Origin of the sequence: Priestia sp. P5, from assembly GCF_029522155.1 — a bacterium.
GTDB classification, from domain to species: domain Bacteria; phylum Bacillota; class Bacilli; order Bacillales; family Bacillaceae_H; genus Priestia; species Priestia megaterium_E.
The window spans coordinates 1,479,876-1,505,692 of record NZ_JAKWFJ010000001.1 but is presented as its reverse complement, the minus strand read 5'-3'; the positions used below and the strand labels follow the sequence as shown (position 1 = coordinate 1,505,692).

The 25,817-nt window shown below is 39.1% G+C and carries 30 protein-coding genes; 9 read left to right on the top strand and 21 right to left on the bottom strand.

Features of this window, described 5'->3' with window-relative positions:
- Positions 1–5: 5 nt before the first annotated feature.
- Entirely contained in the window at positions 6–839 is an 834-nt protein-coding gene (locus MMB69_RS08205) for an AraC family transcriptional regulator (protein WP_269871155.1), read from the bottom strand.
- A 222-nt stretch (positions 840–1,061) separates the two neighbouring features.
- Between MMB69_RS08205 and MMB69_RS08200 the strand changes: the two genes are divergently transcribed.
- The 6 genes from MMB69_RS08200 to MMB69_RS08175 all read left to right on the top strand — a co-directional run bounded on the left by MMB69_RS08200 (position 1,062) and on the right by MMB69_RS08175 (position 5,596).
- Complete coding sequence (locus MMB69_RS08200) at positions 1,062–1,883, top strand: sensor histidine kinase (RefSeq protein ID WP_277447567.1); 822 nt, start codon at positions 1,062–1,064, stop codon at positions 1,881–1,883.
- Positions 1,884–2,525: a response regulator gene (locus MMB69_RS08195; RefSeq protein ID WP_277447566.1), complete on the top strand. Its 642-nt coding sequence runs from the start codon at positions 1,884–1,886 to the stop codon at positions 2,523–2,525. It begins immediately after the preceding gene.
- 137 nt (positions 2,526–2,662) lie between these two features.
- On the top strand, positions 2,663–4,045 hold the full coding sequence (locus MMB69_RS08190; RefSeq protein WP_277447565.1) for a PepSY-associated TM helix domain-containing protein: 1,383 nt from the start codon (positions 2,663–2,665) through the stop codon (positions 4,043–4,045).
- 29 nt (positions 4,046–4,074) lie between these two features.
- Positions 4,075–4,539 (top strand): FixH family protein, encoded by a 465-nt coding sequence (locus MMB69_RS08185; protein WP_269871159.1) that lies wholly within the window; start codon positions 4,075–4,077, stop codon positions 4,537–4,539.
- A gap of 140 nt (positions 4,540–4,679) precedes the next feature.
- Positions 4,680–5,102 (top strand): NucA/NucB deoxyribonuclease domain-containing protein, encoded by a 423-nt coding sequence (locus MMB69_RS08180; protein WP_013057949.1) that lies wholly within the window; start codon positions 4,680–4,682, stop codon positions 5,100–5,102.
- A gap of 149 nt (positions 5,103–5,251) precedes the next feature.
- Entirely contained in the window at positions 5,252–5,596 is a 345-nt protein-coding gene (locus MMB69_RS08175; protein ID WP_028414497.1) for a DUF1516 family protein, read from the top strand.
- Between the two features lie 40 nt (positions 5,597–5,636).
- Here the strand turns inward: MMB69_RS08175 and MMB69_RS08170 are convergent, their stop codons facing one another.
- From MMB69_RS08170 to MMB69_RS08160, 3 genes are all read right to left on the bottom strand, one after another.
- The gene (locus MMB69_RS08170; RefSeq protein WP_013057951.1) at positions 5,637–6,230 is read right to left on the bottom strand and encodes a hypothetical protein; all 594 of its coding nucleotides are present in this window, start codon (positions 6,228–6,230) and stop codon (positions 5,637–5,639) included.
- Between the two features lie 153 nt (positions 6,231–6,383).
- Positions 6,384–7,040: a TetR/AcrR family transcriptional regulator gene (locus tag MMB69_RS08165; protein WP_269871160.1), complete on the bottom strand. Its 657-nt coding sequence runs from the start codon at positions 7,038–7,040 to the stop codon at positions 6,384–6,386.
- Between the two features lie 23 nt (positions 7,041–7,063).
- Positions 7,064–8,341, bottom strand: a complete 1,278-nt coding sequence (locus MMB69_RS08160; RefSeq protein ID WP_269871161.1) for a glycosyltransferase — start codon at positions 8,339–8,341, stop codon at positions 7,064–7,066.
- Between the two features lie 298 nt (positions 8,342–8,639).
- Between MMB69_RS08160 and MMB69_RS08155 the strand changes: the two genes are divergently transcribed.
- Positions 8,640–9,185, top strand: coding sequence for a GNAT family N-acetyltransferase (locus MMB69_RS08155; protein ID WP_269871162.1), 546 nt, complete (start codon positions 8,640–8,642; stop codon positions 9,183–9,185).
- 287 nt (positions 9,186–9,472) lie between these two features.
- Here MMB69_RS08155 and MMB69_RS08150 read toward each other — a convergent pair whose 3' ends face one another.
- The 4 genes from MMB69_RS08150 to MMB69_RS08135 form a co-directional block, all read right to left on the bottom strand.
- The gene (locus MMB69_RS08150) at positions 9,473–9,829 is read right to left on the bottom strand and encodes a hypothetical protein (RefSeq protein WP_269871163.1); all 357 of its coding nucleotides are present in this window, start codon (positions 9,827–9,829) and stop codon (positions 9,473–9,475) included.
- Between the two features lie 274 nt (positions 9,830–10,103).
- Positions 10,104–11,777, bottom strand: coding sequence for an IS200/IS605 family accessory protein TnpB-related protein (locus MMB69_RS08145; RefSeq protein ID WP_269871164.1), 1,674 nt, complete (start codon positions 11,775–11,777; stop codon positions 10,104–10,106).
- Between the two features lie 381 nt (positions 11,778–12,158).
- Entirely contained in the window at positions 12,159–12,518 is a 360-nt protein-coding gene (locus tag MMB69_RS08140) for a hypothetical protein (RefSeq protein ID WP_277447564.1), read from the bottom strand.
- Positions 12,519–12,686: 168 nt separating this feature from the next.
- The gene (locus tag MMB69_RS08135; protein ID WP_277447563.1) at positions 12,687–13,271 is read right to left on the bottom strand and encodes a GNAT family N-acetyltransferase; all 585 of its coding nucleotides are present in this window, start codon (positions 13,269–13,271) and stop codon (positions 12,687–12,689) included.
- Positions 13,272–13,390: 119 nt separating this feature from the next.
- Here MMB69_RS08135 and MMB69_RS08130 point away from each other — a divergent pair, with 119 nt between their 5' ends.
- Positions 13,391–13,705 carry a hypothetical protein gene (locus MMB69_RS08130; protein WP_277447562.1) on the top strand — a complete coding sequence of 105 codons (315 nt, stop codon included), beginning with the start codon at positions 13,391–13,393 and terminating at the stop codon, positions 13,703–13,705.
- Between the two features lie 66 nt (positions 13,706–13,771).
- On the opposite strand, the gene MMB69_RS08125 is transcribed toward MMB69_RS08130, so the two are convergent.
- The 9 genes from MMB69_RS08125 to MMB69_RS08085 all read right to left on the bottom strand — a co-directional run bounded on the left by MMB69_RS08125 (position 13,772) and on the right by MMB69_RS08085 (position 20,730).
- Entirely contained in the window at positions 13,772–14,161 is a 390-nt protein-coding gene (locus tag MMB69_RS08125; protein ID WP_277447561.1) for a VOC family protein, read from the bottom strand.
- Positions 14,162–14,166: 5 nt separating this feature from the next.
- Positions 14,167–14,727, bottom strand: coding sequence for a shikimate kinase (locus tag MMB69_RS08120; protein WP_277447560.1), 561 nt, complete (start codon positions 14,725–14,727; stop codon positions 14,167–14,169).
- A gap of 11 nt (positions 14,728–14,738) precedes the next feature.
- Positions 14,739–15,194, bottom strand: coding sequence for a hypothetical protein (locus MMB69_RS08115; RefSeq protein WP_277447559.1), 456 nt, complete (start codon positions 15,192–15,194; stop codon positions 14,739–14,741).
- Positions 15,195–15,421: 227 nt separating this feature from the next.
- Positions 15,422–16,117, bottom strand: coding sequence for an ABC transporter ATP-binding protein (locus MMB69_RS08110; protein WP_277447558.1), 696 nt, complete (start codon positions 16,115–16,117; stop codon positions 15,422–15,424).
- Positions 16,117–17,202: an ABC transporter permease gene (locus MMB69_RS08105; RefSeq protein ID WP_277447557.1), complete on the bottom strand. Its 1,086-nt coding sequence runs from the start codon at positions 17,200–17,202 to the stop codon at positions 16,117–16,119. The genes MMB69_RS08110 and MMB69_RS08105 overlap by 1 nt, the downstream gene beginning before the upstream one ends.
- 72 nt (positions 17,203–17,274) lie before the next feature.
- On the bottom strand, positions 17,275–18,657 hold the full coding sequence (locus MMB69_RS08100; protein ID WP_277447556.1) for a sensor histidine kinase: 1,383 nt from the start codon (positions 18,655–18,657) through the stop codon (positions 17,275–17,277).
- A complete protein-coding gene (locus MMB69_RS08095) occupies positions 18,654–19,328 on the bottom strand; it encodes a response regulator transcription factor (RefSeq protein WP_028414515.1) in 675 nt (224 codons plus the stop codon). The genes MMB69_RS08100 and MMB69_RS08095 overlap by 4 nt, the downstream gene beginning before the upstream one ends.
- Positions 19,329–19,491: 163 nt before the next feature.
- Complete coding sequence (locus MMB69_RS08090; RefSeq protein WP_277447555.1) at positions 19,492–20,373, bottom strand: PhzF family phenazine biosynthesis protein; 882 nt, start codon at positions 20,371–20,373, stop codon at positions 19,492–19,494.
- Between the two features lie 27 nt (positions 20,374–20,400).
- On the bottom strand, positions 20,401–20,730 hold the full coding sequence (locus MMB69_RS08085) for a YunG family protein (protein WP_277447554.1): 330 nt from the start codon (positions 20,728–20,730) through the stop codon (positions 20,401–20,403).
- Positions 20,731–20,920: 190 nt separating this feature from the next.
- Here MMB69_RS08085 and MMB69_RS08080 point away from each other — a divergent pair, with 190 nt between their 5' ends.
- Positions 20,921–21,694 carry a DUF2628 domain-containing protein gene (locus tag MMB69_RS08080; RefSeq protein WP_269871176.1) on the top strand — a complete coding sequence of 258 codons (774 nt, stop codon included), beginning with the start codon at positions 20,921–20,923 and terminating at the stop codon, positions 21,692–21,694.
- Positions 21,695–21,752: 58 nt separating this feature from the next.
- On the opposite strand, the gene MMB69_RS08075 is transcribed toward MMB69_RS08080, so the two are convergent.
- The 4 genes from MMB69_RS08075 to MMB69_RS08060 form a co-directional block, all read right to left on the bottom strand.
- Positions 21,753–22,889: a GAF domain-containing sensor histidine kinase gene (locus tag MMB69_RS08075; RefSeq protein WP_221784096.1), complete on the bottom strand. Its 1,137-nt coding sequence runs from the start codon at positions 22,887–22,889 to the stop codon at positions 21,753–21,755.
- An 80-nt stretch (positions 22,890–22,969) separates the two neighbouring features.
- Positions 22,970–23,542, bottom strand: coding sequence for a GNAT family N-acetyltransferase (locus MMB69_RS08070; protein WP_221784094.1), 573 nt, complete (start codon positions 23,540–23,542; stop codon positions 22,970–22,972).
- 77 nt (positions 23,543–23,619) lie between these two features.
- Positions 23,620–24,828 (bottom strand): NAD(P)/FAD-dependent oxidoreductase, encoded by a 1,209-nt coding sequence (locus MMB69_RS08065; RefSeq protein WP_221784092.1) that lies wholly within the window; start codon positions 24,826–24,828, stop codon positions 23,620–23,622.
- A 475-nt stretch (positions 24,829–25,303) separates the two neighbouring features.
- A complete protein-coding gene (locus MMB69_RS08060) occupies positions 25,304–25,624 on the bottom strand; it encodes a hypothetical protein (RefSeq protein ID WP_221784090.1) in 321 nt (106 codons plus the stop codon).
- Positions 25,625–25,817 lie beyond the last annotated feature (193 nt).

Genomic DNA, 25,817 nt, shown 5'->3' with positions numbered 1-25,817 from the left:
TATTACTAGCATCCTGTTTTCTTTTCACTTTCAAAGATTTTCATGTATTGTTTTGGTGTTAATCCAACCTGGCTTTTAAAAAATTTAGTCAAATGACTTTGATCACTGAATCCCGTTAAAAAAGATACGTCAATCGGTTTTTTTCCTTGCTCTAGCAGCTTTTTAGCCTTATTGATTCGAATTGTTTCCAAGTAGCTGTATGGAGAAATTCCTTTTTGCTTTGTAAAAGAGCGCAGCAGCCGGTATTTGCTCCATCCAATTAGCTGACTTAACTCATCCAGCGTGATCTTGTTTGTATAGTTGTCTTCCAAATAGCTGCAGATCGTTGTGATTTCATGGGACGTGTCAACAGCTGACGAAAGAAAAGAAAGATTTGAATGATCCTGCATGAGTTCTTCTAGCAAATATAAAAATAACTCTTCTTTCTTAAACTCCCGTTCACCATTTAAAATTTGCAAATGAAGCTCTTTTAAACTAGAGACAGCATCACTTATTCGTACCACACTGCTGTTAAAACGCGGAAGACTTTCACTTCCGTTAATGTCAAAAACAGCTTTTTTCATCGCGTTTGGCGTCACATTAATACAGCGATAATCAAGTGTTTTGCCGTCTATTTGTTCACAGCTATGGACATCATACGGATTAAACAGCAGCAAATCGCCTGGATTAATGATGTATTCTTTGCCTTGGCAAATTAAATGACGCTGACCTTCTTCAATAAATCCAATCACATAATACTCGTGAAAATGAGCAGGAAACTTTTGCATAATCCCTTTAAAACGATAAGCTTCAATATGTAAATCGGCGTCAACGTGCGCCGTGCGAATTTCTTTTACCATCAATGACCCCTCCTTGTCACATACTAAGCTTTTTAACCATACCATTCACTCAAAAATTTTTCTTGTATGATATTGCAGATGAGACTTTTCTCCATTACTTTTATCCGTTCAGCTACCGGTGGTACTAATCACTCTTAAGAGTGATTTCTCTTCTTTCCTCTAGTAATTTTCCGCTCAAATGATAAAATATAAACACATTTTATGGACGAAAGAAGGGATACCGTGAAATATAGACAAATTAAATGGCTGATTTTGCTTCTTCCAACTCTGACCATCGCGCTTTGGGAGTATGTTCGTCATGCCTTTTTGCTCCCTTACATCTCAATGGATATGGGAAATGTGCTTTCTCCACTCCTTGTCTTTTTTGTAACGCTCGTGTTTGTCCGCTATTTATTTTCTATTTTAGAAAAAATGCAAGAGGAACTAAGACAAGAAAAAGAAAAAAAAGCAGCACTTATTGAACGTGAAAAATTAGCTCGTGAACTGCATGATGGCATTGCGCAGTCGCTGTTTCTCCTATCTGTTAAAATGAACAAGTTCGGAAGAAAAAATAGATTAGAACAGGATTCTGACTTTATCCGGATGAAACAAACCCTTCAGCATGTCCATGACGATACGCGCCAAGCGATTACGAATTTAAAACACTCTCCGTCTGACTCTTCCGAAAGCTGGACCGAAAGCATTCATCAATACGTCGATGATTTAACACATACTCATTTACTAGATGTAAACCTAGATTGGAGACTGTCAGAAACAACGCTGTCCAGAAAAGAAAAAAACGAGCTGTTTGCTTGTGTAAAGGAAGCGGCTATGAACGTCATTAAACATGCAAAAACGAATAAAATCTGGATTACAGCCACTGAAACGGCCGGGGGATGGATTTGTGAAATTACAGATTTCGGTACAGGTTTTACGTCCGACTCTCTCAAGTCCGGTCTTGGTTTGCAAATTATGAAAGATCGTGCCAAGGACATGAACTGGAACTTTTCCATTGAGCGAAAACAGAACCAAACCATTGTTAGCATTAAAAAGGAGGTTACGTAAATGCAGCCGTTTCGTATTTTGATTGTAGATGATCATGCTCATGCGAGAGAAGGCATTCGCGATATTTTAGAAGAATATGAAGATTTTATTATTGTTGGCGAAGGAACCAACGGGCAAGAAGCCATTGAACTGACTGAAAAGTTAATGCCCGATATCGTACTAATGGACATTGGAATGCCTGTTATGGACGGTTTAGAAGCAACTAAACAAATTAAGCTTCAGTTTCCGTACGTTAAAATTGTGGTCATCACGGTTTCAGACGATATTACGGATTTATTTGATGCGCTGAAAAAAGGCGCACAGGGTTATTTGCTTAAAAACCTGCGGTCTGAAGTGTGGTACGACTATTTGCGTGCGTTCGCTTTAGACGAAGTTCCTATGTCAAAAGAAATTGCGTTTCAAATTTTAAAAGAGTTTCCGCAGGAAACATCGATTACAAAGCCAGACATTCCCCTTTCTGCACGGGAGCTTGAAGTGCTTCAGTTAGTGGCTAAAGGACTGTCAAACCGCGATATCTCGGCGCAGTTATTTATTTCTGAACACACGGTAAAAAGTCATTTGAAAAATATTTTAAGCAAGCTTCATTTAGAAAACCGCGTGCAGCTGACAAGCTATGCGTTTCAAAATGGCTTAATGAACTAACAGCTTTCACGAGCTGTTTTTTTATTAGCACCTTTCTCTCATAAGCCCCAACAATCACTCTAAGGAGTGATGGCTAATTCTCCCTTTCCTTCTATAATAAAAGCACGTTAGTTAGTAAAAAGGAGGAAAAGAGAAAAATGATGCAGGAAAAGAGAGAAGAATCAGCGAGTACAACTAAACAAAGCACGGAGCGTTCTCAAGGCCTGTACAAAACCATATGGCGCTGGCATTTTTATGCGGGTTTAGTGTTTACTCCGTTTCTTCTTATATTAGCTGTTACTGGGGGCGTGTATTTATTCAAGCCTCAAATTGAAGAAAGACTGTATCACGACTTGTATCAGGTGCAAGCTCAATCACAGTCCGTATCTCCTTCAGCACAAGTACAAGCTGTAAAAGAAAAGTATCCTGGTGCTACCGTGTTGACTTATCAACCAAGCGATCACTCTACTCGTTCTTCAGAAGTAGGAATTTCATTAAAAGACGATACATATACGATTTTTGTTAACCCTCACAATGGTCACATTATAGGAAAACTGGATGATTCGAGTCGCTTCATGAATCAAATTGAAGAGTTTCACGGAGAGCTGATGGCAGGAACAGCGGGTGATCGTATTGTAGAACTTGCGGCCTGCTGGGCAATTGTCTTAATTGTAACAGGCGCTTTTTTATGGTGGCCGCGCAAAAAAGACAAAATAAAAGGCGTGTGGATTCCTCGTTTTTCAAAAGGTAAAAATACACTGATACGTGATCTTCATGCGGTACCGGCCTTTTGGATTTCAGCTGGTATGCTTTTTCTCGTACTAACGGGCCTTCCGTGGTCAGGGCTATGGGGCAATGCCTTTCAGCAAATCGCCACAAACGCAGGCGTTGGATACCCTCCGTCTATTTGGGTAGGGAGTGCGCCTACTTCAACCGTGCAAACAAAAGATGTAGCGGACGTGCCTTGGGGAGCCGAAATGTTAGAAGTTCCAAGCTCCACAGCTCAGCAATATACAAAAGTATCGCTTGATGACATTGTAGATATTGCAAAAGAACAGCATATGCACGACGGCTATACCATTTCTATTCCGCAAGAACCTCAAGGCGTCTATACGCTTTCTGTTTTTTCACCAAGAGCTCAGGATGAAGCAACCGTTCACCTTGATCAATACACCGGCGCTGTGTTAGCCGATTATCGGTACGACAACTATGGATTTATGGGAAAATTGATTGCACTTGGTATTACGGTTCATAAAGGTACACAGTTTGGGTTTATAAATCAGCTTATGGGCCTCATTGTTTGTATCGGAATTGCTGGTATCGCCATCAGCGGAGCCTTACTGTGGTGGAAACGAAAACCAGCTAAAAACATGGGGGCTCCTAAAGTTCCTGAAGGAAATGCAATGCGCATCGTGACGTGTATAATCGTGGTGTTTGGTCTAGTCTTTCCTTTAGTTGGACTATCCTTGATTGTCGTGTGGCTTTTAGATTTCTTTGTCATCAAACGAATTCCAGCATTGAAGCGGTTTTTAAACGCATGATTTATGAAACGATGTGAGGTGCAGTAACAATGAACAAATGGAAAATGTCCGGACTAGTCATACTCAGTACACTTTTACTTTCCGCGTGCTCTGTAAACAGTAACGCAGATCAGCTCTACAAGCAGCCAAAGCCTCTGTCTGCGCATGTGATGATTCCTGAAAATATAGAGCCACAGAGCACACAGGTGTTAGAAGTGCACGTAATGCAAGAAAATAAAACGGTGGATGATGCCAAAATCGTTCAGTTTAAAGTGTGGAAAAAAGATGCTCCCGGTAAAGTTGAAACAGCAAAGGCACATTATGACGGCAGTATGTATAAAGCAAAAGCAACTTTTAAAGAGGATGGTATTTACTATATTAAAACGGATATTAACGCGCGCGGTGAGCACATCCTTCCTACTCAGCAAGTCGCAGTAGGCAAATTATCGAAAGAAGAGTTACGTTCACTGCAGCCAGCTGAAAACGAAACGCACCATCATCACTCTCATCATTAGACATAAGCTCACGTTCAGCAGCTGCACGTGAGCTTATGTTTTTCTTATGCATTCTAGCTAGTTCCATTATATGTTTTTACATTTTTTTCTTATTACTTTAAAATAAAAGTGATAAACGTTTTATAAAGGAGTTTTACAGATTGAAAAAAATTGTTTCTGGTATTTTAATTTTAGTATTAGCCGTTATTGTTATGATTGAAGGAAATCCGTTAGAGCAGAACTCTTCAACGAATACCTCCTACGATGAAGTAATTACCTTCCCTGCTGATCGTTACCCTGAAACTGCAGCGCACATTCAACATGCAATTGATAAAGGAAAATCGGCTGTTTGTACAATCGACCGAGACGGAGCTGAGGAAAACCGCCGTGAGTCTTTAAAAGGCATTCCGACTAAAAGCGGCTATGACCGAGATGAGTTTCCGATGGCCTTTTGTGAAGAAGGCGGAAGCGGTGCAGATATTGAATATGTAAAGCCTTCAGACAACCGAGGCGCCGGTTCTTGGATTTCACATCAAGTAGATGAGTTTCCAGACGGTACGAAGGTTTTAATTGAAGTGAAGTAAAAAGAATGGTCGTGATGACCTTTCTTTTTTTATATTAAAAGTCTGCAAAAAATGAAAAATTGCTCTTGCCTAAAGATACTCTTCACTTTTAAAATAAAAACGTGTGTGTTACATATATGCATCATTGTTTTATAGGAGGAATGAGTTTCTTGGACAATCTATGGCAGCAGCTACTCCCTGCCTCATGGCAATTAACTTTATTTATTTTCTTTTTTGTCTATATCTTGCGCTACAAACAAGAGAATAAATTCAGCATGCAGCTTCACGTGCTGCTTAAGTTTCTTTATGCCGTTATTTTGATTTTAAATGCGGTGTTGTTTTTAGTGGAAAGTCAGCGCGATTTTCTTTTTTATGCAACGCTTTTCATGAGTATCCTGACAATTATTTTGATGGAGTTCACGCTTTCTGCAAAAAAACAGAACGAGCTTGATTTTATTTCAGCCGTTTCTTGCTGTGTTCTTCCGATTTTTATTTCTTTACTTGAACTTAGTTAATGAACCAAAGGCCTCTGGTGATTCAGAGGCCTTTTTGATGTTATTGATCTTTGTTGTTACGGTCCATCATATCTTTTGGATCTTCTACAATATCTTCTGGGTCACGGTTGTTATCTTTTTCATCATCTCGATACATCTTGTCATTTTTATCTACGCCAGGCACGTTATTGTTGTTGTTCATATTGTCTAAGCCCGTGTTTACAAACGCTACGTATACTTTGTCGATTTTACTATCTGCTTCTCTCACACGATCCGCAATTTTTTGTTCAAAATCAGTTGAAACTTCATGGTAAGTATCGCCGTTATACGTTACGTTGTTGACCTTGCCCTTATCATTGTTGTCCGCTGCGTCATTTCCAGCTAGATCTACCGTTACATAGGCATTATTATTATCGCGAAGCACATATGCATCATCGACTTCCTTCATATCTTCTACATTTTGCGCTGCTTCAACTGACTTGGTCGGCTGATCTGTGTTATCCATTGGGATATTGTTATCAACCCCGTCGTTTGTAGAAGTGTTGCGTAAGTCATTTTGAGTATTGTCCATTGCGTTATTGTCCTTATTTCCTCCGCACGCAGCTAGGCCTGAAAGGAAAAGAACCGAAGAAGCAATGATAAGCCCTTTTTTCATTTTTTCCATCTCCTTAAATATAGTTTGCAGTCGTATTATGCTTAATTTTTGCAAAACTATTCAAAGCGAGACGGAGAAGTGACACACCATTTTTCTAAACATACCTAACACTGCTGGCAATACTAAGAGGAATTTTTAAGGTTGCAACTGTATTTATTCTCCTAACAGCTTTCGGACGGCTATTGACAGCGTGTTTATATGACGCTCTACGTTTGTCTCCTCTGCAGCTTGTTTCTGTCCATCTACGTTGTAGACCAGCGCTGGATTTTGCGTAATTCCGTTGATTGTCGTAGCCATAAAAGCTAGCAGATCAGCTGTTGGTACAGCCGGAGAGAAATTTTTCACTTCGATTTGTTCGGCGATAAAGTCATGAAGCTTTTTTTGAATATATTTAAGGTTAGATACTTCAACTAGCTGATCTTCAATTTTCATAAAACGCTGAGGGTCTTTTGAATACAACGCTACTAGTTCAAAGTAAATTTCTCCTCCTGCTGTCATTGATTCTTGGATATGCTCTCCAATATACATAATAAAATCATGCAGCATTTCAAAGGGATCTTTATTGGTCTGAAGCAGGGCTTCAATTTTATCTTTTACTTTATGGCTGACACTTTCTTGATTAAGAAGTCCGACAAATACTTCATCAAGGTTTGAAAAATATTTGTATACGCCTCCTTGACTCATTCCAGATTCCAGAACGATATCTCGCATGGCTACATCATGCACCGGTTTGCTCTTGCATACTCTTTTGGCGGCTTCTAAAATCTCTTGCTTCTTTTTTTCAGCGTATCCTTCCCTTACTTTTGGCATTTTTTTCACGCTCTCTTACTTTTTTATTTATTCCTGAATCTCTCGAGTGTATTAATAATTACCTGAGCTGCTTTTTCGGCTCCTTTTTCAGCTCGGATTTGTTTTCCGATTTCTTGTGCTTTGGATTGAATTTCATTAACTTGCGTATAGGAAATAGCTGCGGATAATTTTTCAGCCGTCAATTCTTTTCTCGGAATGGCTTTTGCTCCAGCTCCAAGCTCGTGAATTTTTCTTCCCCAAGCGAATTGGTCATTTCCATAAGGAATAATAACACTTGGAACGCCAGCTCGAAGGCCTTCGGCTGTTGTTCCTGCTCCTCCGTGATGAACAACGGCAGACATTTTAGGAAACAGCCACTCATGAGGAATATCTTTTACAAAGAAAATGTCTTCTGCTATCCCCTCCGTGTGATTCATTCCACTTCCTCCTGTATTGATGATACCTCGTTTCCCGGAGAGTTTTAAAGCTTTAATCACTAAAGCAGTCGTTTCGTCTGCGTTTTTTTTATCACCAACACTTCCAAATCCAATATAAACTGGCGGTTCTCCAGCCTTTAAAAATCTTTCCAGCCTCTCTTCCGGCTCATAGCTATGGTCACTGTCCATAAACCAATTTCCGTAGGAATGAACGTGTTGAGGCCAATCTTTAGATACGGAAAATACGGCGGGACTTGATGAAACAATGGTTGGGTTAGCTGCTGTACGCTGCTTTGGGTACGGACATGAAAAATCGTTAGGTCCTTCTCCATGCTGCTGAACCCAATATTTTTTTAAAGGACCACTTACTACCTTCCAAAATCCCCATTCAAAAATACGGTGCGTCAGCTTGTTATATGTTTTTCCAAACCGTGGTCGATCATAAAAGATCAACGCTGGATAATCTTTTGTTGGTGTCATTGGAAAAGGGCTCGCTAGAATGCTTGGTATATTCATCTCTTTAGCAGCAAAATAACCAATTGCTGCGCCTGGATGATATACAATTGCATCGGCTCCTTTACATGCTTTATGCAAATCTTCTTGTATATTAACCATCATACCCATCATCTTTTCATTTTTTAAGCTTGAAAAGAATTTGAGAGGATTGTCTGCATTAATCGCATCGTCTGCTGCTCCGCTCTCTATAATTTTAGAAACATCACCTCGAAGCATGGCATATTCGAATCCATACGACTCTATGAAATTTTGATAAGCTTCTGAAGCCGCAATTCGTACACGGTATCCTTTCTTTTTCAACTCTAATCCTAAAGCCATAAAAGGCTGGGTATCTCCTCGAGTTCCTGTTGTTAACATCGTAATAAGCATGATTTCAGCCCCCTTATATTAAAACGACAATGTTGTCGTTTTAATATAATGTACCTTTCTTGAATTAATCCGTCAATAAAAAACGACAATAATGTCGTTTTTATTGCTATCCTTTATTTTCCTAAGGCTCTTTTCGTAAAGATTGTTGCTTTTAATTATAACAAGGAAAAATTTACTTTTTATAGTAGTGTATAAAGAGAGGTTCATTCAGCAAACGGACAGTAATGTTGAATAAGATAGGGTTTACTTATCCTTGAATAAAATTTTTTCAAAACATCATAAAAGGAAGTGTGTAATATTGGGCAGTGAAAGTAAACTCACTATTTCTCCATTAAATAATGACTTAATAGAGGATATCAATATGACAAATGATTATTTTAAGCTATATGGTAGAGTTGTCCCCAGTTTACAATCAGGAAAGTGGTCTTATAAAGAAGTTCTTTTTGATGAAGCTAGAGAAACACGTTTTCCAGATGACAAACTTGATTGGAGCCGATATATAAACCGAGAGGATAAATCTTTGTTTTTAGCTTATATGAATACTACTTGCATAGGACAGATTAGAATAAGTAAGGATTGGAATCGCTTCTGTTATATTGAAAACATTGCTACTAAAAAAGATTATAGAGGCAGCGGCGTCGGAAAGTTGCTCTTAAATAAAGCAGAAGAGTGGGCAAAACAAAGAAAACTTATAGGAATGTCCTTGGAAGCACAAGATGATAATCTTGGTGCATGCAGATTTTATGTGAAACAAGGATTCATACTAGGTGGAGTTGACACACTAAAGCAGTCATATAATCCTACTATTGAAACCACTTTATACTGGTATAAGTTATTCAAGTAATAGAGGCTTTAGCGGAATAAGTAATAAAGTCGTGTCAATATAGGAATTTTAAAAGGTCAAGCTCGTCTTTAGTGAAGTCCGAAGACCTAGCATAGATGTTTTTAATCATTGAGCAACCGCCTCCTGAAAGAGTATCTTATCACCTCTTATCAGGAAATAATCTATGCGAAAAGAGCTTTCCCTACAGATAAGCCCGCTCTTTATAAAGAATGAAAAAAAGATGCTTCGCGTGTTAAACGAAGCATCTTTTTCTATTGCAGCTATGAATGTCTACCTACTTTTTTAAGTTAAACTGATCGTGAGGCAGCTAATTTCTCAATCGGGGCTTGTTCAATGTCTGCTGCTGATATATTCAGCAATTTTTCTAAAACAGCCGTTATGCCCTTATTTGTTTCATTACTTTTTTTGCAGTCATTAATATGCTGGTTTAATTGTTTTTTATAAGCCTCGGTATGAATGAGCCACTGACTTAAAAGCGCTTTTGTCGCCTTTCTTTCATCTTCGCTTTTAGCTCCAAATAAGCTCTCCATATCAGGTTCTTGAATAATTAGCTTACTAAAATCTTCGCTTACTGCAAGCCAAAAATAGTGCTTTTCGTATTCGTAATACCTGTGTTCTTTTATTGAACTACCCCCACTTAGCAAGCTTGAAGTGGGGGATTCCTAAAATCTCCAAAGACTTAGGAACCCTTCCTGTTCAACGCGGGCGGTTAGCCATACAAATTACAGAAGTGTCCGTTCAGGACAACCACGCATACAGCTCTTTCTATGTAAGCAAGTGCTTGTAGCGGGTACACCAACCTTCATTTGTATGGAATCGTTTGAACATCCTTGTAATGCACCCAAATCCTAGAAAATCGCTATCTGCTCCGGTAGCGTTAGTAAGTATTTGGTACAAGAAGTTCAAGGTATATATTACTTATGCAAAAGCTTTCTTTAAATGTTTACTTTCTTTTTCTGTTAATTCTTTATGTGTAAGATTGATGTTACCAGATGGTTTATTTACATCGAACAGTTGATAGAACATTTCCGTTCGCACATGTAACTTTTTATTTAGTGCCCACCACTGTTTCCAGTAGGGTAATGGATGACGTACAATATGATGACGAAGCACCTGTGGTGCTTTTTCTTTGTAGCCAAGACCTTTTCGCCCAATTGTATAACTGGCTGCTTGATGAATAGAGATACCAAATTTACGCATATATTTAAGTTTTCCCGTAATCGATGTGTACGCTGGATTCACTACCAGTACAGCTACCCCCATCTTTTGAGCACGACTTTTAATGGCTTGCGCCATTTTACGATAAGCAAACACACTTTTTAAACGGTTTGCCTTTTTGTTTCCATAGGCATCTCCAGTCTTAGAGAGTGTCGTGTCAATGTCTTCCATTATAATTAGCTTGTTCTTTTGAATAGCCACATCTACCAAAGCTATTGCTTTTGCTTCTAAAATTTTAGTTGATTGACCGTTTGTTTTTTTATTTAGCGTAAACGAGAATGTCCCACTTTCTAAAAAGTTGCCGTCCTTTGAAACATCTGTCCACGCAAAGTGGTCCGCGTTGCAATCTACACCAATGACGCCATCAGACGTGGAGAAGTTCACTAGTACTTCTTCTTCGACATCAAGTAAACATTTAATAATATAATAGTCGCCGTGATTTTCAACAGACCAAGAAATAGGCTTACCGTTCGCTTTTTTGTCCTTGCACTTCCGTTGACGAAGAACGGTTTGATTAACCTGTTCTTGCCCATAAGGGAAAACGACATTTGAAAACGTCACAACTTTTCCCGAAAGAGAAGTCATACGTAAGTCGTGTGTATCCGGCTGATAGGTAAAGACAAAATTGCCAGCTGCGGCATCTTTACGTCCCGAAATCAATACTTGTTTGTTTCGTGCAGCTAAAAAGAGTTCTTTCCAAGACTGATGATCTTGTACAAACTCTTTTTTCGTAAATTGGTGCTTAAACAACTTTTTCGAGCCAAAGACCACGCTAGAAATATGAGTGGCCAACTTCTCTTTTTTTTCTTCTAGACGAAAAAGGCGGTGTTCTAAACGCCCAATCTTTGCTTTTAGTTGTTTAATTTTGCGATCCAGATATTGATGCTCAAATAAGTAGGTATTCATCCAAATGAGAGAACAACTCTTACATTCTAGTGAAATAAGTCCACTAGAATGTAAAGCGTAGTTTGTATTTTTAGGAAACCGTAGGTTTCCTTCGACACAACTATCTTTTATCTTACGAAGAGTGGTCAAAAAGGAACGTTCTTTTTTTAGTTTGTTCTTTATCTTTTTAATCTTTTCGTCTGTTTGCTTGATATACAGCTTATTTAGTTCGGTTTGAGCTTTTAGGAGAGCTTGAGATTCGCGTACAATGCTGTTTGCGATGTAATCATTGACGCCAAACTTTCTCTTCACGACTAAGTGAATACTTTCCTTATGTAGTTCGCGTCCCCACCGTTTTTGACGAATGAGTGTTTGAAACGCAAAACGCTTGGCGCAATTAAATACCTTGCTTAACGTTACCATTTCATCTACTGTAAGGACGTTTATATCCTCTTTCCAAATACGCTTTGAAAAATACGCTTTCTTCATTTGTCTCCCCTCCCGAACTTACGTTCTATTATTTAGTTAATAGTTTATAACAAGATAGGGAAACATTTCAAACTCAAAGTCAAAAAATATTAAACAAGACCGCTTCATCCCCCACCTACTCGCTGGGCTACGCCTATTCCGCTCCTTGAGGTGGGGGTCTTCTCGGCTAAAATGATAAATTTGATAGAATTGTATGAAAGTAAAAACACACACAATATTTACATATGTGTCAGGTGAAAAATATCAAAAGGTGGAAGTACTATGAAAGCTCAACTAATGAAAATGTTTGAAGATCTATCTGCTTTTCGCATAAAAAAATCGCAAAACACTTTAAAAGCGAAAGGAAGTTTGACCTCTTTCTTTTAAGCTGCACATACGCCTTTAATGCGTAGCTACAGCAAGAAGTGTAAGCATCATATAGAGGTTAAAGACAGCCAATAAAACAAGCACAGTATAAACTAATTTTTTACCTGTTTTTCCTAAAAAGTAGACGTTTACTAAACTAAAATACACGCTTGCTGCGCATAAAACGAACGCAAGAAATTCCTCGCAGTCATTGGGCTTCATTTGAAAAGCTGGATTATAGTAAATTTGAAGATCGTTACTAACAGCGAACGGAACAGTCCACCACCTGATTAAAACCCCTATAAACATAAATATTCCAATTACATTTAGTGTAAACTGCAGCGTTCTCTCCTTTTTCACGCTTCTTTTTGTAGATTCTTTAAAGTTTGCCCGCATGCATTTCCCCCCTGATGTTTTTAACACAGTAACTGATTTGAGCAGACCTATATAGACGTTCCTTCTTTTAATTTTATACACGCTAGGTCTTACAGATGACATGATTGACATAGGAAAAGCTTCTTCCATTCATAAAGGAAGAAGCCTTAAATAATGAGACTATATTGATCAATGCTTTAGTTCACCTCTGTATTTTTTTCTATTACAGCTCTTACTACGATGACTTTCCCATTCCCTTCGCAGAATGCCCATTTTAATGCTGTCAAAATAGTTACCGTTTACGATACGTGCTTCTTCTTTTATGCCTATTTTTACAGCTGTTTTCATCATTCTGATATTGCCTGACCATGTGGACATACCAAGCCTGTGTAACGGTGTAGACTCAAATAAAAAATCAATCCACATGCGGTAAGCTTCCGTTCCATATCCTCCGCTCCAATAGTCTGAGTCGTAAATAACAATTCCGGTTTCCAGCCAGTTTGTATGCTTGTCCACCCAGTAACAGCTTACGGTGCCCACTGCTTTTTCATCAATGATGACCGCGAGGAGTCGAGGAACACCTGGAAAAAGTTCATACTCTTTGTCCCATGAGTTCATATATTCTTCTCTTGTCAGTCTTCCTTCTGATATATACGGAGCATTCCACTTTTTTGCTTCTTGGTTTTTTTCTTGGTATTTCCAGTAATAAAGTTCATTAACATCTTCCTGTGTCGCTTCTCTTAGCAACGTTTTTTCTCCTATTAGTTTTATCATGAGAGGCATCACTCCTTGATTTATAAAACAGCTCATTACGTTCTGTAGAAATAAAACGAATATGAATACACGTGTGTACAAGCACACCTTTGCATAACGAATAAAATATAGTAGTTATGATGAAAGGACTGAATCCTATAAAAAAATATTATTGCTACTACAATTCAGCAGATGGAAAATATTATGTAGAAAGCGATTATTCTTCTAAAAAGCGTTCTCGCAAGAAAAAACCATGCTGTGTAACCATTAATTATTATACAAATATTGCATATGAAGGCGGACAAATTGCTATAAACGGCGGGCAAAATGCGTCTCAAGGTGGACAAATTGCCAAAAACGACGGGCAAAATGCCAATCAAGAAGGACAAATAGCAGGAAAGTACGGGCGAAATAAACTGGTTGAATTTAATTTCACTAATGACAATGACGTGTAACTCATCCTGTTTTACATGTAAAACACCGAGAAAAATATATGTGCTCCCGGTGTTTTTCTGTTTCCTCTATTTATTATTCGCGTTTTCCATAACTGCAAAGTAGTTATCTTCACTGTCTGAAAAATTAAAGACTCGTCCTGAAGGCATAGATACGATTTCTCCCACTGTTACGCCTTTAGCTGTTAAATCTCTGTATAATTCATCCACATTCTCTGTAAAAAACATCAGTGAAGGAGTCCCGACATTTAATTCTGGCTGCATTTTTGCTATTAGCTGTTTGTTATGAAGGATAATGGTTGTTTCAGCATTCGCTGCCGGTGCTAGCTCAATCCACTTCATACCTTGTTCATTCTCTTGTTGGGAAATTACTTGAAATCCCATTTTATCTGTCCAAAACTTTACTGCTTGATCTTGATCGTTTACATACACCATAATTTGACCGACTTTTGTAATCATTGCTTTCACTCCTTTGATATAGATGAAATAATTTCTTTTGCTACTGTATCTGCCGACTTTTCCCTTGTGTAGATCGTTTGCTTTGCTAACTTTTGATTTGACGGATGCGTTACAAAATGTTTGTTAAGCTCAAAAACATCTTTATCATCTGTTATTTGATGCAGCCTTTGATGTAATATCTGTATGGACTCTTCTTTATCAACACTCGGAAGCAGTAAAAATAGAGACTGGTAAGGTTTTAACGTCTTTTCTACTTGTTGAAACAGCTTTATGTCTTCATACACCGAGTGACCGGCGCCAAAATCAATGACCGCATGCTTGTGCTCTTCTAGTATTCTTTTAACAGCATAGGCTTCAAACGGTTTCCAATAGGCGTACATGCCTTGAAATCCTTGTTTTTCTCGAATTTGTTGCTGTGTTTCTTTGCTGAATCCTATTTCCCGGTAGTAGGAAAATCGCACTTCATCCATTGAGCACTGAGGAATATTTAGTTTGGTTGCCACTTTTTCACCGACCGTCGTTTTTCCAGCGCACATAGGTCCAATGAGAATAATAGGGGTTTGCATATGCTCTCTCCTTATTTCACTTTCAATACAAACGCGTACGATGCATCTCCATTAGATACATTTTGTTGACTTTCATCCATCCACCACACTGAATATGAGTAGTAGTACGTGCCTGATTCAGAAGGTGCTTTCAGCTTATTTTTCTTCAGTGGTATTTCCACTTCATGGCTGTTTTGTATTTGTGCCATATGCTTTTCGTTGGGCTGCCGCTTATACTTGATAACAAGCGATAGCGATTCATTTGCTTTTACTTTAATCGGCTGTTCTGTTTTTAACAATTCTAAAGGGCCTGCTTTATCCACACACGTGCTTTCCCAGCAGTAAGTGCCAACTTTTGTTTCATAAAGATGGTTGCTTGCTTCGAGATACGCTTTTGGCGGGGATTCTTCAAGAAATCCACTGCTTGAACATCCTGTAAAGCTTGCCATGATAAGTCCACCTGCAGCTGTCTTCCATTTCTTCATCATTTCATCACCCTTTTACTATTTCTTCATTGTTCTGTTATCTCCTGTTTCTTACTTTCTAAATAGCATTGCTTTATTTTCAATACACGCTTTTTGATAAAATGGAATATGAATACCTAACTGATTTACTAATAAAGGAGTGAACGTATGGAGGCGCCAAACCGAGACGACAAATATGCACATGATGAAGAATGCAAAAAAGTGCTGCTCTTGTCAAGAGCAGCACTTTTTTAGACTTGCACGCTATTTGATTCTACTAATTTCCCATCTTCCATCCACACAACGCGATCGCATAAATCCAGCATTCTTTGATCATGCGTAACCATTACAGCTGATTTGCCCCTCAGCTTCACTTCATCTGCGAGCATTTGCACAACTGCTCTTCCTCGTTCTGAATCCAAGCTTGCCGTCGGTTCATCTGCAAAGATAATTTCAGGGTTATTCATCCACGCTCTTGCAATCGCTACCCGCTGGCGCTCTCCGCCGGATAGACTTTCAGGATAGTGATGTTTTCGATGGGCAAGCCCGAGCTTTTCAAGCAACTCATCCGCTCTTTGTTTTGCTTCTTTGTTTCGGTTTCCTTCTAGTTCCGTGACAAGAAGCAGCTGATCGCGAACCGTTAAATACGGGATTAAATTAGCTGATTGAAAGATAAAGCCAATTTTTTTAAGACGAATGCTGTTCATTTGCGCTGAAGACATGTTATTAATCTCGTCTCCGTCAATAATCACGCGTCCACTAGACGGTGAAAGCAGCGCGCCAGCAATGGATAAAAAGGTACTTTTCCCAGAACCAGAAGGACCGACAATCGCCACAAGCTCTCCGGCTTTTACACGCAGCGATAGATCATTTAACACGTCTACAGCGTTTTCTCCGTCTCCAAACGACTTGCTAACACTCTCTAAAACTAATTTTTCTTCACTCATTAAACAGCCCTCCCAATCGCTTCAACCGCATCTACTTTTGCTACGCGATACAGCGATAATAATGAACTCAGTACAGAAACAGCTACAAACAGCGCTGAACACCCTGCGATTAGCGATACGTCTAAGTGAAACGGCATCGAATCCGGCAATACGGCTGCTACTCCGTATGTCAGTCCAATACTAATAGCAAGACTGCATAAAGTTAACACAACTACTTGAGATAAAATCGTTCGCGCTAAATAGCTTGTTTTTGCTCCTATCGCTTTTAACACGCCAAACTGATTCATTTTTTGAAGCGTCATCACGTAGAAGAAAACGGCTAGCACAAAAGCGCCAATGATAAACAAAAATGCGACCATCATTAAAAGCGAGCCTTGTTCTTCTTGATAACCTGGAATTCCTTTTAACGCTTCATCTTTACTAATCACATCAATGTCAGAATCCTTTTTTTGAAGAGCATGTGCTTTTTTATCGTTCATGTTTAACACCACTGCATTAAACGCACCTGTGTTTTCAATTGTTTTCCACTCTTTAAGATTAATATGAATAACAGGCGCGTGACTAAACGACTGATTTTTTGTAAAACCAACAATTCTAAAGCTTTTTCCTGAAGCCGTATCTTTTATCGTATCACCTAGCTTTACTCCTTCTTCTTTTAGCGAAGAGTCCGCCACGGCTTCATGTTTCGCATCGTCCGTAATCATCTTCCCTTCTGTTACGTTCGGAGCTAAAAAGCCGCTTGTGCTTATGGCAAAAAACGAGGCGTCTATTTTTTTCGCTTTTCCATCATTTATAACGGCTGTCATCATCACACCAAGCGGCTCAGCTTTTTTCTTTCCGCTTAGTTGTTGAATATCTTCTGTTTTATTTATGGATAAAACAGAGCGCGTCAGGCGCTGATCCGCTTCTTTTTGAAGCACAACGTAATTTCCTTTCATTTCTTGAACAGCTGAAGCATTGTCAGAGGAAAGCCCCTTTGCTAAGCCCGATACAAAAAGTACAAGCCATACAATTAACACCATAATCACGCCAATGAGTAAGTAGCGCAGCTTCGCATGTTTTAATTCACGTAAAGCCAAAAACATCTTTCTTTCATCTCCTTTTTTCATTCTATTTAAAGTATAAAAACAGAAAATGAATGGAAGATGAACGGCTCATTACATTTTCGGAAGATAGACGTGAAAAGTGCTGCCTTTTCCTTTTTCGCTTTCAACGTGAATGGAACCTCCGTGCATTTCGACAATTTGTTTTACAATCGCTAAACCAAGACCGCTGCTTCCTTCCGTCCGACTTCTTGCTTTATCTTCTTTGTAAAAACGATTGAAAATATGCGGGAGGCTTTCTTTTGACATGCCGATTCCCGTATCTTGAAATTCTACGTGGCAATACGTGTCTTCCATACGAACGCGAAGAGACAGCGTCCCTCCTTCTTCTGTGAACTTTACGCTGTTTGTAATAAGGTTTGTCCACACTTGATGAAGCAGTTTTTGATCGCCTGAAATCATCGTGGAAGGAAGATCCATTTCAATGGCTAATTCTTTTTCACGCCAGCTCCACTCCGTCATAAACAGCACTTGCTTGATTTGAGCTGCAACGTCAAACGTCCTTTTGTCGATATGCTCACTTTCTTTATCAAGTGAAGCAAGCGTAAGCAGCTGTTTGCTGAGGGACGACATGCGCCGGCTTTCTTCTTCAATAATAGACAGATACTCATTTCTTTGTTCATCAGAAAGATGGGCGGAACGGAGCGTTTTTGAAAATCCTTGAATGGACGCCAGCGGAGACTGAATTTCATGTGACACGTTCGATACAAATTCCTGGCGCATCTCTTCAAGCTGCTCTAAACTTTTAGCCATTTCGGAAAAATGTGAAGCAAGCGCGCCGATTTCGTCTCGGCGCTTTACGTACAGCTCAACGTTGTATTTTCCTTTCGCCACTTGCTTTGTTGCTTCCGTTAGCTTGACGATTGGTTTTACTAAATAACGCGTGCTAATAAGTACAAACAAAATACTTAATACAATCATCAGCAGTAAAATGACCGAGAAAAAAATGCGCATTTCCCCGAACTGCAGCTGAATATCAGGGCGAATAAACAGCGCTTGCTGCTTGTTACCCTCTCCTTTTAACGGCACGCCGATGGTATTAGCTAACACATTATCAAAAAACCCCGTCACAAACACCTGTGAAGGAAAGTTTGCAATTCCGTGATACATTTTGCCTTCTAACACTTGTTTGACAGCACTCTTTTCTAAGCGCTGGTTTCTAAACTCTCGTCCGTAAAACGTCTCATGTCCAGTGCTGTCCACTACATATATTTGATAGCCAAGTTTACTAATATGCTGTAAATAAGACTGTTGATCTACGCCTCTATTGCTTTCGTAAAAGCTCGCAATGTCTTTTGCCATACGCGTAAGCTTTTGATCGTTATAAGGTTTTAAGCTGTACTGATAATAAACGTTCGCCACAATAAACGCGAGGAGACTGCTAAATACCATCACAGCAATCGTTGTCAGGACAATCCGCAAATAGAGCGTCTTCATTTTGCCGTCACCTCAAGCTTATAGCCGACGCCTCGAACCGTCGTAATGACAAAATCATCGGTATGTTCAAACCGCTCGCGCAGCCTTTTTACGTGTACATCGATTGTACGGTTATCTCCGTTAAAATCCGCTCCCCATATCAGATGAATTAATTCTTCTCTTGTGAAAATTCTTCCTGGATAGCTCGCGAGCTGAGCTAATAATTCAAATTCTTTCATTGGAAGAATGAACAGTCGTCCGCTGCAGTGCACTTCATAGCTTTTTCGGTCAATAGAGGTGCTGTTCAGCACAATCATCTTTTCATTTACCACTTCGTACCGGCGAAGCAGGGCTTTGATTCGGAAAATCAATTCTTTTGGTTCAAACGGCTTTGTCACATAGTCATCCGTTCCTGCTAAAAAGCCTTTTTCTTTGTCTTCAAGCTGATCTTTTGCTGTTAATAAAATAATGGGAAAATCATAGTAGCTGCGTATTTCTTCGCAAACTTCATATCCGTCTTTATGAGGCATCATAATATCGACAACGGCTAAATGAATGTGCTGCTTAGCAAGCAGACCCGAAGCTTCTTCCCCGTCTTTTGCTTCATGCACCATATAGCCTTCAAGCTGCAAATAGTGACGAACTAATTGCCGCATATGCTCATCGTCATCCGCCAGTAAAATGTGAATCATTTTTTCTACCACTCCTTTTATGAACCATTTAAAATGGCGGCCTTTTGGCCGCCATCATTTATTCTTTCACTTTCTATCTGTTTACTAGTGTAACCAAACGCCGTAGTCCTATTGCGTTTTTATTAGGGTAGAGACTTATTGTGAACAGCAGATGAACAGCTTGTTACAAAATCCATTCACCGCGCGCAATCATCTCTACTTTTCCGCCTACTTTAATGTGAAAAGTTTCTCCGTCATAACTAGCTTTTACATACAGCAGTGAAGGTCTTCCTATTTCGTATCCTTGTTCTACACATATGTCAATGGTTTGCTGATTAAAATAACCGTATTTAACTAAATATGCTGCCAAACAGCCGTTGGCGCTGCCGGTTGCTGCATCTTCTGGAACGCCGTAATAGTCCGCAAAATCTCGCACATTTACGTGATGATCTTCGTGATAGGTTTCCGGTGAAAAGACCATAATTGCTTTTGCTTCAGTGTTTTCTATCAGCTTGAAATATTTTTCTTTGTCTACGTTTATCTCTTTAGCTGCTTCTAATGATGTTAACGGGACAAGGATGACCGGCAGACCGGTGGATACTTCTTGAACGGGAAATCGCATATCGATATAAGCTTCATCAAGGTTTAACACGTCCGCCACCTGCTTTTTATCTAACACTTTCCCAAACGTCGGCTGACCTTGTGTCATCCACAGCACATCTTTTGGTTCATCATATGTAACAGGCGTAGGACCTGCTTTATAATGAAGAGTAAGCTCCTCTGTATCTTTTTCTTCTAGTTCTTCCCGGATAACATAAGCGGTACCAAGCGTCGGATGGCCTGCAAATGGCACTTCTTCAGTAGGCGTAAAAATCCGTACGTCATATTCTCCTTTTTGTGGAGAAGCCGACGTAATAAACGTCGTTTCAGAGAAATTAATTTCTTTAGCCATTTGCTGCATCTCTTTGTCTAAAAGGCTTCCGGCGTCTTTAAAAACTGCGAGCTGATTTCCCGTATATTTTCTCTGTGCAAATACATCAACAATGGAATACTGAATACTTTTCATTAATGTGTTCCTTTCTAAAGGGAATTTTTATGTATGAAGGGTCATTACGTTTTTCTTTAAAGCCTCATATTGCTCTTTATTCGTATCCATAAACGCTTCTTTCCGACTGGACAAAATGTCTGCATAATGGAGAGGCTCACGAAATTGTTCTTGTGTAAAATCATAGCGCTGTGCGTTGAGCTGATTATAGAAATGCCAGCCTTCTTTACACGGAGTTTTTAAAATATCTCCTCCTTTGATATCTTGAACGACAAGAGCTGTCACTCCGCACTGTCCTTTGGCAGGATTGTCAGCCGTCCACTTTGTGCTTGAATGAATTGACCACGATTGGTGCAGGGCTTTCTTTAAATGATTCATGCTCAAGCAGCTCCTTTTTCTTCAAATCTACCATATTATTCTTTTTTATGAAACTTCTTGTTGAAAAACCCATAGCACAAATATTCTTACTTTAAAAATAATTTAAGGAAGAATAGAAAAATACTAGAAATAATGTATAATAATAGAGTCATTTTAGATGACAGATTATAACCAATGAAAGGTGTTTTAAATGGAAGAACAAGCAGTAAATAAACTCGTTTCTTTTGAAGAAGAGCATAAAGTAGTTCGAACGAATACGTCTTATTATGATTTAAAATGGGGAAAAACAGCCAATCCAGCTAAAAGCAACACGTGGAACTGGGCAGCCTTTTTTCTGACAAGCGCTTGGTTTGCATACCGAAAAATGTATAAGCACTTTTTTATTTTAACGCTTATTGAGGTAATTTGGTTTTCCCTTTTGTGCTTTGTAGACATACCAGAGTGGTCCGATGCAATTGTATTCGGCGGTGCTTCACTTATTACGGGGCTATGTGCCAACCGCTGGTATTATAAGCACGTTAAAAACGTGTTAGCTCGAGCCGAAGCTCAGCCGGAGCAGCGGAAAGAAGCTTATTTGCAAATTAAAGGCGGCACTCACATCGGAATTGCTATTGGTTTAAGCATCTTAGCGCTTGTGATTAGTTTTGGAGTCGGAGCAGGATTATCATTTTTACCAACAAAAACGAATATTAAAGATGTAGTTCGCTACGGCGACGAAGCATCCACGCTTGAAACGTATACTGACCATCCAAAATGGAGCTACATCAAGCAAGAAGGCCGTCATCACGTTGTACAATTTACCGGCTACGATTATACAGAAAAAGAGCATGTGCGCATTGTATTTAACGTTTATTTGGATAAACAAATTTACGAATGGGACAAAATTTACATCAACGGCAAAAAGCTAAATAAAAAAGATGCGGAAGACTATGAATACTGGATTGAAGACAGTTCAGCATATTAAAAAGGTCAGCAAAAAAAGAAAGGATGAGTGCTTACTCTCCTTTCTTTTTTGTTTTATCTTAAAGCGTCAAAGGCAGCTTCACCGTCACTACTGTCCCGTTCTCATCACTTTCAATCGCAAGCGTACCATTATGTTCGTTGATGATCGTTTTACAAATAGAAAGCCCTAACCCCATGCCTGTTCCATCTTTTGTTGAGAAAAATGGATTTCCTACTTTATTAATAATGGATAGCGGAATCCCAGAACCGGTATCTTGAATGTCAATAAGAGCCCAATCTTCCCATTCTTTGATAATAAGATTTACTTCCCCGCGTTTCTTTTTCTCCATTGCTTCAATGGCGTTTTTCAAAAGATTCATAAACACTTGTCTCATTTGAGCAGGATCGATTGATACAAGCGGAATGGCTCCTTCTATTCTTACGTTCATTTCGACATTATACAGCGCAGCTTCACTTTTCAAGAAAGCAACGGTGTCATGAATAACTTCTACAATCGATACGATTTCTTTTTTGGGCGCTGTTGGCTGCGTAACAAGCAAGAAGTTATTAATGAGTTCATTCATACGGTCCAGTTCATCAAGAACAATTTTTTGAAAAGGCTCTGCCTGTTCATTTTCATTAAATAAAAATTGAATAAAACCGCGCACCGACTGCATCGGATTTCGAATCTCATGCGCTAACCCTGCTGCTAGCTGCCCTACCAGCGCCAGTTTATCAAGCTGCAGAATTTTCTCTTCAATTTTCGGCAAAACAGCCGCCTGATTTTTATAAATAATATGAGACAAAATACCAGCCAGCCGGTTTAACCCTTGAATTTCACTTTCGCTAAACTGATAAGGATCCGGATCGACCGCGCATAAAGTACCAAACATTCTCCCGTCTTCCAGCACAATCGGTGTTCCTAAATAAGAACCCACCCGGGCACCATCAATGATGGCTAAATTAGACGTTCTAACATCGCGTTTTGTATTGGGAATAACAAGGGGTTCATCACACGTGACTAAGTTGCATACCGCAAGCTCTAACGGCAGCGTCAGTCCATCCTCTACAAGGCTTCCCCCTTCTTTATTAAAGGCTTTCATAACTGAAAATTGTTCGTCGAAAATCCCTACAAACAGCGTCCTGCTTCCGACTACTTCGCTAGCCATCTGCAATACATCCCAAACGGCTTTTTCATTGATGTTCCTCTCTTCCATTACCTTAGTCACCTACTATTTAAATATAGACTGTTCTATTCTCTTATTCTCATTATAAATTTTAAATGTAAAAACGTATATCAAAATTTTAAGAACTCGTTTATTTCTTCTATTTCATCATTAGGGTTAAGGATAGCCAAGACTTGATGGTCTTCCCATATGCCGTTAATATTTACATTTTTTCTAGCAATTCCTTCCCTATGAAACCCTGCTTTTTCAAGTACGCGCTGAGAAGGCAAATTACGTGGCATGACGCCGGCTTCAATGCGGTGAAGATGCAGCTCTTCAAACGCATAGCCAACGAGCGCTTTTACGGCTTCTGTTGCGTACCCTTTTCCATTATGATGCTGATCTAGAAAATAGCCGATAAACGCGCTTTGTAAAGATCCGCGCAGCACTTGAAAAAGACTAATGGTGCCAATCAGCTTATTATTCTCTTTTTGAAAAAGTCCAAAATAGTATTCTTCATCGTTTTTTCTATTCTCTTCGTGACGCTGAATTTTTTCTACTTGGCTTTCCAACGTATAAAAAGAATGCTCTCGAATCATAGAAAACTGTTCAAAAAAGCCGCGATTGTCCTTTTGCAACCGAAGGCTGTCGTGCGCATCGCTGACAGCTAACGGGCGTAAATAAATAGCGTGACCCTCTATCATACTATGCCTCTCCTCTACTTCAAGAAATATATGTAAAAAAAGAAGGCTTTTTTAAAAACCTTCCATTTTCTCACATATTAAACTTTCCTTGTTTGAATGTAAAGTTCTAAATCACTGCTTTTCTGCGTTGTGATATGTTCTGCTATGATTTTAGCTAGCACCATATTATACACCGTTCCGTTATCTCCATATCCGCTTAGAAAGTAACAGTTAGGCATTTCGTCATATATTCCGATAAGGGGAAGGCCGTCATGAGTGCCTCCGTAATAAGCACTTATGTAATAATCAGCTTCGACTTGAAGATGAGGAAAAAGCTTATTGAACTCTTTTAAAAGTTTGTCTCTTTTATGAACGAGTTTAGCATCACGTTCTTGCGGTACAATCGTACTTTCATCAAGACCGCCTATAATGACTCGATTATCGGAAGTTGTTCTCATGTAAATATACGGTCGAGCGGTTTCCCAAATTAAATTTCGATTTTTCCATCCTGTAAACTCCTTTACAGGAGTCGTAACGATAGCATAGGAACTTGTGAGTACAGCTTTTTTCTCTCTCTTAAATTCTTGATTTTCATAGCCTCCTGCCATAATGACATGTTTAGCTTTGATTTGTGATTTATTTTTAGTGAAAAATACAGCTTCATCTTTTTCTAACTTTTGACCGACAATTTCTGTTTCTTCAAACATCCGAACCCCATGCTGTTTTCCATACTCCAACAGACCGAGTGTAAAGCTGTAAGGGTTCAGCTCTGCATCATTTTTAATAAGCATTGCCATTCGTTTTTTAAATCCATAGTCTTTTTCAATTTGTTCTTCTGATAAGATTTCAGCTTCAAATCCATGCTTTTGCATATAAAAGTAGTCTTTATTTATCTTCGTGATATCTTCTTCATAACTTGCATAATACAAGCTGTCTCTTCTTATAAATTCTGCATTAATCGGAAGCTTTTTAGCTGCTTCCTCAATATCTGTAATAGCCTGTTCGCACAGTTTATAATGACGGACTGTTTTTTCTTCTCCAAACGTGTTGACTAATTCGTAAAACAATTTATCTCCTAAATATTGAATAAGAGAGGTATTTACAATTGTACTCCCATGCCCTGCTTTACGTTTATCAACAACCACAACATCAAGTCCCTGCTCACATAAATAGTAAGCACATTGTGCACCTGAACTTCCCCCTCCAATAATAAGAACATCGCACTCAATATCTTCCTCTAGAGATGGGTATACAGGCGGCTTTACTACAGTTGTCTGCCAATAAGGGTTTCCAGATAATAAATCCATGCAACCGCCTCCTTTCTTCTCTCTATTATGCCCAATATAAGCTAATTTTTGCATGCAGCAGGATGAAAGTATGTTGGTTAAGCTTTTTGAGGATAGTAAGCAGGTTATTAACGTAGAGGTCAGGTGATTAAAGAAGCCATTCATTAAACTAATCTTCTATACAATAGAATTAATCATGACTCTTAATACCATGAGCATATAAAGTGCACGACTAAGGTATTGGTAAACATCATGTCGTGATCTTCTGCTTTAGACACAGCCCCCCAGTAAGTGCGTAAATATATAACTTCTTTACTACATAAAAATTCCACGCAAAAACCACCTGAAAAATCACCAGGTGGTTTTTTATATTAAGTGGGGTACACGCTCTGATTAACTGTGGATGGATATAAAGCCTTACGTTCCAAAACAGACTTCTTTATAGAAAAGAATGATGTGAAAAATATTTCTTCTGAGATTTTTCTTTTACTTGCGTTTAACAGCCGCAGCCAAATCCATAACCGCCGTAGCCGCCATAGCCGCCATACGGGTAACCACCGTAACCGTAGCCGCCGTAGCCGCCATAGCCATATGGTGATAACAGTGAGCCTGCTACTAGCCCTCCTGCTAATCCTCCTAAAAAGGGACCTCCAAAGCCAAAGCCGAATGGTCTGCCAAAGCCAAAACCAAACGGGCGTCCGAAACCAAACGGTCTGCCAAAGCCAAATGGTCTGCCAATAAACCTTTCATCTGCGTGTTGAAGTTGATGATGATCTTGAGCGTACATAGTAGGTAAAAAATGCATTTCTGAATTCATAAGAGAAACCTCCGTTTTTTTGTTTTTTTGCTTTCACCCAAGAATATGCATTTACCTAGTCGCTGTCTTGGGCAAATATCTTGGTTATGCTGAAAATAAGGGAAAAGAATTACGAAAAAACACAAATTACTAGGTTTATATGAAAATGAGCTTGATTTTTCTTTAGTACCTAATACATACAAAAAGGAGCGGA